This window comes from Mycobacterium sp. IDUB_19 (genome assembly GCF_055419445.1).
Genome location: NZ_JBVAXR010000068.1, coordinates 1 through 9,438, shown reverse-complemented (window position 1 = coordinate 9,438; position 9,438 = coordinate 1). Strand labels below are relative to the sequence as shown.

Here is a 9,438-nt window from a genome sequence, read left to right as displayed (position 1 = left end):
GCCTCTCCCGATCACCGGCCCCGATACCCCCGCGGCCACCGACCTACCCATCCACAAAAACATCCGCGGCATCCCCGCAAGCCGCGATGACGAGATGCCCGACGAGCCGATCCGTAGCTCCTGGCCAGAAAACTCCGACGGCTCGTTGAGCGCTCTGGATGATGACGTCGATCCTGAGCACCTCGATGACGCCGTCGACGACGACCCCGAACCCAAACCGGTTGCAGAACCACCGGACAACGAGGCCCGGGACGTCCTTGCCTCGGCCGACGAATGGTCGGCACGGATTCACCGCGCTCGGCGTGCGGGTGAGCCGCTGCCGCAATCGCGCGGTTCGGGCACCGACCAGCGCGGCGTTGCGGAACAGGCGCTGGCGGCGGCGGATTGGCTTGACGACTACCAGCAGAGTGCGTGGGGTGACAGTTCGCGGCCGCAGCCCGGCGACGATTTGGCCGGGGAAGCGGACGTCGCGGGCATATCGCTGTGGGCTGGTGGACATGCGGAGCATTTCGGTCGGGGTGACGTTGGTCGCAGCCGTCTGGCGGAGCGGTTGCTGGGCGGTGTGCCGGGGCGGCCTGCCTCCGACACGCAACGACTGGCCAACCATGGCCGCGGCGCACTTGTCATCGACGGCGAGCGGGTATATCCCGTGGTCAACCATCTCGGTGAATTGCTCACCCCCACAGGCGCTTTCGATGTGGTCGGCATCGGGACAGACATGGCGGACGTCCACGCAGTTGAATATCATTCCAACGGTTTACGCGATCCCGTGCATCGGCTGAGGATGTTGGATCCCAGGGCGCCGCTGGTGCCAATCCATAGGGTGGCGCCGGAGACGGCCCAGCGGATGCTGCGGTTAACGCGCCGGTTGGAAGAGGCGTTTAACCATTTGGAGGCGGCGCGCCGAGAAGGAGAGCCCTCCGCGGTCGACGCCGCCAAGGCTCAATACCATCGGCTTGGGAGGCTTGTCGCAACGTTCACATCAGCAGTGGCGCGGCTTATCTCGCAGGCCGATGATGTGCGACTTGGGGCCGAGGAGCTGCGCATCACCGAGCCATTCATCGAGTCTGTCGATGATGGAATATCCGCCAAGCGGCAGGACGGCCCTGCGCTACGGAATTCGGCAACGAAAGAGGCCCTGAAGGATTTGGCGTCGTACGTGGCGCAATATCAGCACGCGATGCTGGACGTGCGACAGGCGGAGATCGCGATGGTCGCCGACGACTCATCCGATCCGGCTGGCGACGACCAGTCCGAATGGCCCGGCGGTTCGCCGCTTGGGTGGGCTGCGGCCGATCTGGATGCCCGTGCCGAAACGCTTTGGGAGACTTTCGATTGGCGACAAGATTTGCACGTGCAACTGCTTGGTGCAGGACCCGGCAGCATGGCCTGGGTAAAGGAGCGGAAAGATGGCGAGGAGATCCGCTATTTTCTGGCTTTCACGCCCGAAGCGTACGGGGGGAAGATCGTGCGGGTGGATCGACCGGGTTGCGAGGTCTCGGTTACTCCCGTTGAATCCGCCTCTGCCGAGCTGTCCGCTGCGTTTTTCCGGCCGATGCAGCCGTCGGCCGATTCCCCGCCGCCCGAATCCAGGGCGCCCCCGAGTACCGACACCGTGGCAGAGCTACGCAACCGGCGCGACACCCTCACCGATGAGCTGGCAGCTGCGGGTGTGCATGTCGTTCTGTGGGCCGACGCCTCGGGCTTGACCGCATGGCGAAGCGCCATTTGGAAAGCACGGCAGCTGGTGCGCTCGGAGCTCGCGGGCCTCGAACGGCAGCTCTCGGGACTTGCCGATATTCCCAAGTGCGACCGCGCTGAGGTCGCCGCGCCGCTGATTGCGCAGCAACAGCACGCTGAGGCCGCCGAAGCGGCATTGGTCGAGCTCGATGACGTGGTGCGACAACTCGATTCGGCCGAAACGCAACTCGCCGATACCCGCGACGACGTGGTCTCGGCCGAGATACTCGCGCAGGAGATGAATTCCCGCGGGACCGCCGAGCAATTGGGCCCGCACGTCTTCTACTTCCGCGGCGGGAATGGCCGATCGCCGGTTCTGTTAGTCGCCGCCCGGCAGGGACGGCTCATGAGAGCCCGCGAAGAGTTGGAACCGAAGTGGGCCGACGCTCTGTGGCGTGAGGGATTGACACGCGAGTACCGCACCGTGGTCGACGCGCAAACGGCTCCGGCGTTGCTCCCGGCCGACGCCGTCGAGATGGAGTGCGGGTACCTTGCGAGGTTCGAGTGCAGGTTGCAGCGTGCGCTGGCGGACGATTATCTGAAACGCGGAGAAGGGGATTTCCGGGACTGGCTTAGACCGGTCGCGCCGGGCCGACGCCGTACCGAATTCGCCAGGCCGAAACTGCTGCGCAGCGTAATTCGCAAATGGCGTCGCGGGGCGGTTCTGAAGCCCGCCGAGCAGGTGCTCTGCGATGCGGTGTTGCGCAAATTCCCGGTGCCGGATGGGCCGAATCCGGCCGGCGAACCCGATCATGTGATAACCGTTGGTGGAATGCGGATTCCGGTCCGGCTCGAAGCTTTCGGTGACGGGGTGTGGCGGGTTGCCCCGCCCGTCGGCTACCCGGATACCACCGATCTGATCGCCCAATACTGCGCAGGATGGTCGGACAATGACGTCGATCGACTGCTCAACCGCATTCGCAATGCTTTCCCCACGATGTGGCATCGTGGTCGCGAAGAAGCCGAAGAGGCGTTGGCAGCCGATCCCGCGGAGCGGTCGGAGCCGGTGATCTACGGTCGCGCGATCGACCACGGCGACCATTCACAGACCGACGGACTCCAAACCATGGGCCGTGTCGACGAATTCGCGACACGCGCGCAGCTTGTCGAACACCTCGCCCAGCAGCCTGACCGGGACACGACGCTGCAGGTACGGGAACGCTATTCCGACGGCGACCGCGAATACCGGATGCGCCTGCGCGATCATCTGCCTGTCGTCGTCGACCCGGAAACTGATGACGCACAACCCTATTCGACGCAAATGCCGTCGGACCTGCTGATCGTTAAGGTCGTTGCGGTCGATGAGAACGAGCGGCCGCTGCTACCGACCGCGGAATACGTCGGGTGGTTGCGGGCGCGGTGCGGCGAGCTGGCACGCCCATTGGGCCTCGACACAGTCCATTGGTCAGATGACGCGCTGCTTGAGCGACGCGGCAAGGCCGAGATGTTGTGGCTGCAGGTGGAGCATCGCATCGCCGCGGCCCGGGCTGGCAGTTACAGTGCCGATTGGCTGGCCGAACTGTACCGGATGCAGGCCCGCACAGGACGCGAGGTCGAGCGGCTCGCGGAGCTGGCCGCAGCGGCCGAGAACTATCGCATTGCCGCACCGCGGTTCGCGGATACGGCCGATCGAGACGAGTCGCGCAGGCGTCTGGCCGACGAGCTCGAGTTGGTAGGTGGAGAGATTCTGACCGACCACGTCGCGCGCTTGGGCGCAGATCTTCCAGACCTGTTGGTCATCGCCACCCGACCCGCCCAGGCCGACAACACGGAAGAGAGGGAACCGTGGGAGCGGCCGCATCTCATCGACGCCCTGGACGAACTGGCGAGTTGGTGCCCGCAGGAATACCGGGATGTGTTCTGGTCGGGACGCCACATTCGATTTGAGGAATTGGTCTGGAACGGGACCGGCTTCGACCCGCGGCCGCTGTATGCCGACGAGGCAGCCGAAATGGTGCAAAACGTCCGACGGCGTTATGTGGAGGCTGCAAAGGACCGGCTGCTCACCGACTACCTGCGAATGCGGGACGCGAACGAACCTATTCGGTGGGGATCCGGCCACGCCGCCCCGATCCTGCGGGCCCTGCGCAAGGACGATGCCAAGGGCGTCTTCGAAGCCGCGGCGACCGCGTTGGCCGATAATCCCGAGCTGCCCGCTGACGACCCGGTCCGCCTGGTCTACGACATCATGGCCGGGCCGGTTCCCGGGCTGCGCAATTACCGTCCGACCGGGACAACACACACGGTCGATGTCCCCCTGATCGGTCGGGTCCATGTTGTGTTCGAGAAGCTGGACGGGCGCTGGCGGCTGGCGCCGGACGGCAGTCCGCTGGCCGAATGCTTCGTCCACATGTCGGCCTGGAGCGCTGCGGCGTTGAGCCGAAATCTGCAGCAAGTGCTGAGCGAAGAGCGGGTGTGGCTACGTCCGGAAGCCGCTGCGCCCAACTGGATGTCGCGTAGGCGTTCCAGGGGCGCGGCGTCTGAGACCCCGCAACCGCCTGCCGAGGAGCCGCCCGCGCTGACGCCACCCGAGTTGGGCGATGTGCGGGCCGAGTTGGCGGCCGTGCATCGTGCGGCCGAGGAGTGTCCCGCGTTGTCGGATCCGCCCTCGAGCGACGCCGACGAGCGGGGAGCGCGGCTGGTTGATGCCGCCGATGCCCTCGACGAAGCGTTGAGTGGGCAGGTCATCGACGCGGTCACGCGAAGGCGGCCGGGCGGCATACGGCTGGCCCCCTGCGCCGTCTACTACCGAGCCGAGGGTGAAGTGGTTCTGGCGGCCAGAGCGGGCAGACACCCCCAGGAGCTCGACCGGTTGATAGCCGCCCGCTGGGATCTGCTGAACCCCCGATCACCGCCGCGGACAAGGAATTTCGCCGTGGCGGTCAGCGTGGACGGTCGCGTGGCGGTGTCAGAGATCAGGGCGAATGGTGAATTCGATGCCGCTGCCACCGCAGAGGTCGACGAATTCAGGCCCGCCGCCGACGACCTCGCCGGCGCTTCGCCTATCCCGGGCGAATCCGGCGACACCAACGATTCGCACACCGCTGCCGAGGGCGTCGAACACGGGGTGCGCCACGCAGGGGAAGCGTCGAACACGCGCAACGACGAACCTTTGGGCGAGGTGGTCGAGAGCCGCAACCCGGAGCGACCTGATGATGTGCGGGTGCGTCGTGAGATCGCTTGGGAGCGCGCTCTTGTCGAGGTTGAGGGCAGACCGGCGGGTGATGACAACGTGTTTGAGCGGGTTCGTGGGCTGCGCGGGTCCGACGGGTTTTGGTCCGTTGAATCGGTCACGATCAATGAGGAGTTCGCCGAGAATCCTGCGTTGCGACAGGAGGCGATGCGGCGGGCGGTCGAGGCAGGGCTGTACCCGCAGCAGGCCGCCGCTCATGCCGGGGAGTATGTCGATGCGCACAGGTTGGCGCATGTTAGGGATATCGAGCAGAACCTGCGCATTAGCGATGAGGCGTTGGAGCGGTTGGGCGCGGCGTGGGCGCGGGCTGTGGTGTATGGGCTGATCGGCCAGGATTTCGATGAGTGGCTGGGTGAGGAGTTGCGCGGCAACAGTCTCACGGACGACGGTGAGGTGCGCCTCGGCCAGGACGGTGTGCTGCTGACCGGTGAATTGGTGGCCGATGCCCACGCGATCGTGGACGTGACCGGCGCGACGGCGTTGGCCGCGACCGAGGTGCTCGATGCGTTGTTGGCGGGCCGCTCGTCGACGATTGATGAGCGGCTGTCGTACTGGGAGTTCAGTGACGGCGACAGCTGGGTGCGAGTTGCGTTGGTGTGCCACAACTATCGCGATGGTGGCGACGATGGGAAGTGGCGGCTCGCGCGGGTACTCGATGATGGCGGCAAGGATTGGCAGGTGCCGCAGCGGGCGGCCGAGGTGTTCGGCGAGCACACGGCCGAGGTTGGTGAGTGGGCGGCCGATACTGCGGGGCAGCTGGTGGCGCGCATCGTCGAAGAACTTGGTGTGACTGCCGAGCCGGCGCTGCACGCGGCGGTATTCGACGGGCCCGCGCGCACTTACGGTGACCGCACCGAGGTGGACTTCTACGCCAAAGGCGCGGATGGGCTGGATCGTGATGTTGTTGCTGGGGCGGTGGCAGGTGATCGGGGCGCGGTTGAGCAGTTGCTGGCGACTCTCCGCCCGATCGTGGTTCGGTACTGTGCTGCGCGTTTGAGGATGGACCGGGGCGGTTTTACGGCTGAAGATCTGGCCCAGGAGATCCTAATAAAAGTCATTCAGGCGTTGCCGAACTACCAGGATCGGGGTCAGCATAAGGGCTTCCTGGGGTACGTACTCACAATCGCCCGCAACAAGCTAATTGACGCGACTCGTACCGCCGCCTACCGCTATGAAGCCCCTGGGCTTTTTGTTGATGAGCTTCCCGAGATCGCCTCGGCCGCGGCGGGTCCGGAACAGTTGGCTATTGAAGCCGATTCGGCCGCACACATAATGCGGCTGCTCGAGAGTCTGCCCCCCAGGCAACGCCAGGCCCTCTATTGGCGCTACGTGGATGGCTGGACTAACGCGGAAATCGCCGACCGCCTCGGCATCAAACCGGGAGCGGTCAAGATGCTTGTCTATCGTGCCTTGGAGCGACTGAGGAAGTCCCTTCGGCCGCAGACTTCGCCGGAGGAGTGGTTTGTGGGGGCGCAGCATCGGGTGGCGGGTCAGGCTGCGGCGGCTCGGTGGTATGCGCCGGAAGCGGTGGTGGGCGCCGAGGCGCCGGATCTGTTGGCTGAGCTGCTGGCCCAGCGGGGGATTGACGATGTGACGGTCACCGATTGGTTGTGCGGGTTGAACGAATTGATTTATGCCGCAAATGTATTGGGCGAAACGGGGCGGTGTCCGATTCGGATTCCGGATGCCGAGACGGTCCGGATGTTGGCGGTGATGGGGTTTCATCCTCGGGAGTGGGCCCAGTACGGCGGGTCGCAGTGGACGCAAACCACTCCGGTGGCGTTGGGTCGCTGGATCCGTGATCCTCGCAACCGCGCCGGGCTGGCGGTGTTGACCGTCACCCCACCCCGCGACGAGTTCGTCGAGTTCAGCGCTGACGGTCAGCGGTTCGATTTTGACGGTCATACGCTGAGTGTGACTGTTCGCGGCGGGCAGCTGGTTGTTCACGAACTTGTCGCTGTGCGCGACGGCGACGGTGAGCGCATGCAGTCGCGTGAGTACTGCGGTGGCGATGCGTGGAGACGGCTGCATGAGCTGGAGAACCGCGGCGTGTTCGCGTCGGCGTTGATTTACCTGGACGATGGGACCGCAAAACGGCCGCTGCGCCCAGGTGCGGTGCCTGACGAGGTCGGGGCGCCCAAGACCCGAATCGGCCGACGCGACGACATCCCCAGTCCAGACCCGGGCAAGCCGGATGACCGTTTGTCACGGCTCGGCGAGGAGCCGTTGGTTTCGTGGCCGGTGCGCGTAGATCCGCAACGACCCGCCGCGGTGGGCGAGGCGTTGGCCGAGCAGATGCGACTGCTTGGGTATGTGCCCGAGGAGATAGATCCTGCGGTCGCATGGGCGAATGACCAGCTGCAGCGGCGGGTTTGGATCCAATCGGTGCCTCGTGTGACAGTGGGCGTGCTGGCGTCGGGTGAGCCGCTTTTGGTTTTCCACGGCCACGGGCCGTCGCCGGATCAAGCCGTGACCCGCGCCGGGGGGGTGTCGGCAGATGAGCTGGAGCTGCCCCCGGGTGGTTCGGATCGCGCTGTGCTGCTGCGGGGTTTCGTCGAATCTCGACTGCCGGGCCATTGGGACAGGATGGCCAGGCGGCGGGCACGTGGGCTGGTCGCAACCGCGGTTGCCGACCTCGCCCGACATCAGCCGGTCACGGTGCGCATCGGCGTGCGCGGCGATGAGACCACGGCTGCCGCGGTGATGGTTGTCGTCGAGGGTCGGGCACGCGAGTTTTTCGCCTCTTTACGTGCCGTCGATCGCCTGGCCTTGGGCTCAGCATCGTGGTGGGTCGAGGACCTCCCGGACGGCGAAGGTTGGCTGCGCCGACTGGTGTTCGAAGTCCCGGAGCGTAGACCCCGCGGGGTGCGGGCCCAAATCCGGCGTGAGAGCACCGAACCCATACCGTTTCCTGCCACCGCGCCCGAGCGACTGACCGACCACCTGAAAAGGTTTTATTCCGCAGGAATGGCATGCGACTGGGTCGAGTACTGGTGCGCTGCAGCGCGGCACAGCGGGCGAGCGATCACCACCGCGCAAGCCCAAGTGACTGACTCGAGGACAGTCGTGACGCTGCATGGTGATACGGGATCGAGACCGCGGATACTGCTGGCACCTCTCGGTTCACCAGCGCCGCGGTATTCGTCCGATCCGACCGTCAGAGCCCGGCTGCCCATCGCGACGCCCTACTCGGTGGATGGTGCCGCCGCAGCGGCCCGGATAATCGCGGAATCGGCCCGCGCCGAGGGCATCACGCAAGAGGATGCGCGTGTCGCCGGGGTGATCGCGGGTGTGCTGGTCGAGCAGTATCTCGCGGCTGGCGAGGGGCCCGGTTCGCTGCGCTTGCTGCTGTCGGATCCGGCTGGTGAAGCGGCCGCGACGACCGCCAAGGAGTTGGGCAGCGCCCGCCTGAAGCTGGAATTGGTCGGTCCAACTGGCGAGGTTGTCTGTTCCTTCGTGGGTCGGCAGTCGGACGCAGCACCGCCGGGGGTCTTGGGCCATCCCTGGTTTGAGCAGATCGCCGCGGGCGCCGGATTGCCAGCGGGGCTGGGCGATTTCGACTTCGTCTCCGAGCAGGTGCGGTTGTCCGGTCCGCGTGACGAGTCGCAAGTGACGGCGATTTCGCGTGCCGTGCGCGGCGTGCTGGGGGGCCTGGCCAAGGAATGGACCGATCGCATCGAGGCACTGGCCGACGAGTTGGTGCGCACCGAACTGGCGCGTGACGGCGACTTCGCCCACGACGGGCTGCTGATCGTCACCCGCACCGTGGGCGTGATCGCACCAGTCATCGTGGTGGCCGTGGCGGGTCGCGGCCCTGCGCGTAACGCCCCGGTCGAGGTTGCGGCAGGCCTCGGCGTATCCCGCACTGGGATCGAGCAATTCGCCGACGTCCGGGTCGCATACGCGTGGGTACTGGCGGTGGCCGATGCCATGGAGACGGATCCCGAGGTGAGGAAAGCCATCGTCGATAACGCTCCCGTCATCTTCGAGCCCAGCCCGCCCGACATTTCGGTGACTCAGGCTGCCTCCGGTGGCGGTGCGCCGTCTTCAACCCATGGTGGGACGCTGGGCGCGGATCCCGCCGAAGCGATCGACGGGCAGTTATTGCGCGAAGGCCCGGCGCTCGAGTATCGCGGCGACGCAGACCATTTCCCGGTGCTGCTCGACACCGACGGCGTGGACGTCACCGAGTTTGAGCAGCGATGGCAACGCAACGTCGATAGCGTTCGGGAAGTGCTGCGGGCCCGCGGCGTGGGACCTGAGCTGCGTGCTGATGTTGAGGTTCACGCTTACGGTAATTCGTCGGGGGATGAGCAGATGCTGGCGATGGCCACCCATCCCATCTGGGTGGGTCGTCGCGGTGCTGGGGCGCGCGGTGATTGTGTGGGGCAGGGGTTGTCGATTGTGGGTGGGCTGGTCTCGGCGGACGGGCGCTCGTGGTCGGTGCGGGGTAAGAGCACTCGGCGTGTGCTGGCCAAGCGGGTCGGGGCGGTGTGGCAGCCGGT

The 9,438-nt window shown here is 66.1% G+C and carries 1 protein-coding gene; it reads left to right on the top strand.

The genetic code is table 11. From position 1 onward, the window contains the following. Positions 1 to 9,438 (top strand): sigma-70 family RNA polymerase sigma factor (locus tag ACZY0B_RS26010; protein ID WP_463767119.1); only part of this gene is annotated, 9,438 nt, incomplete at both ends.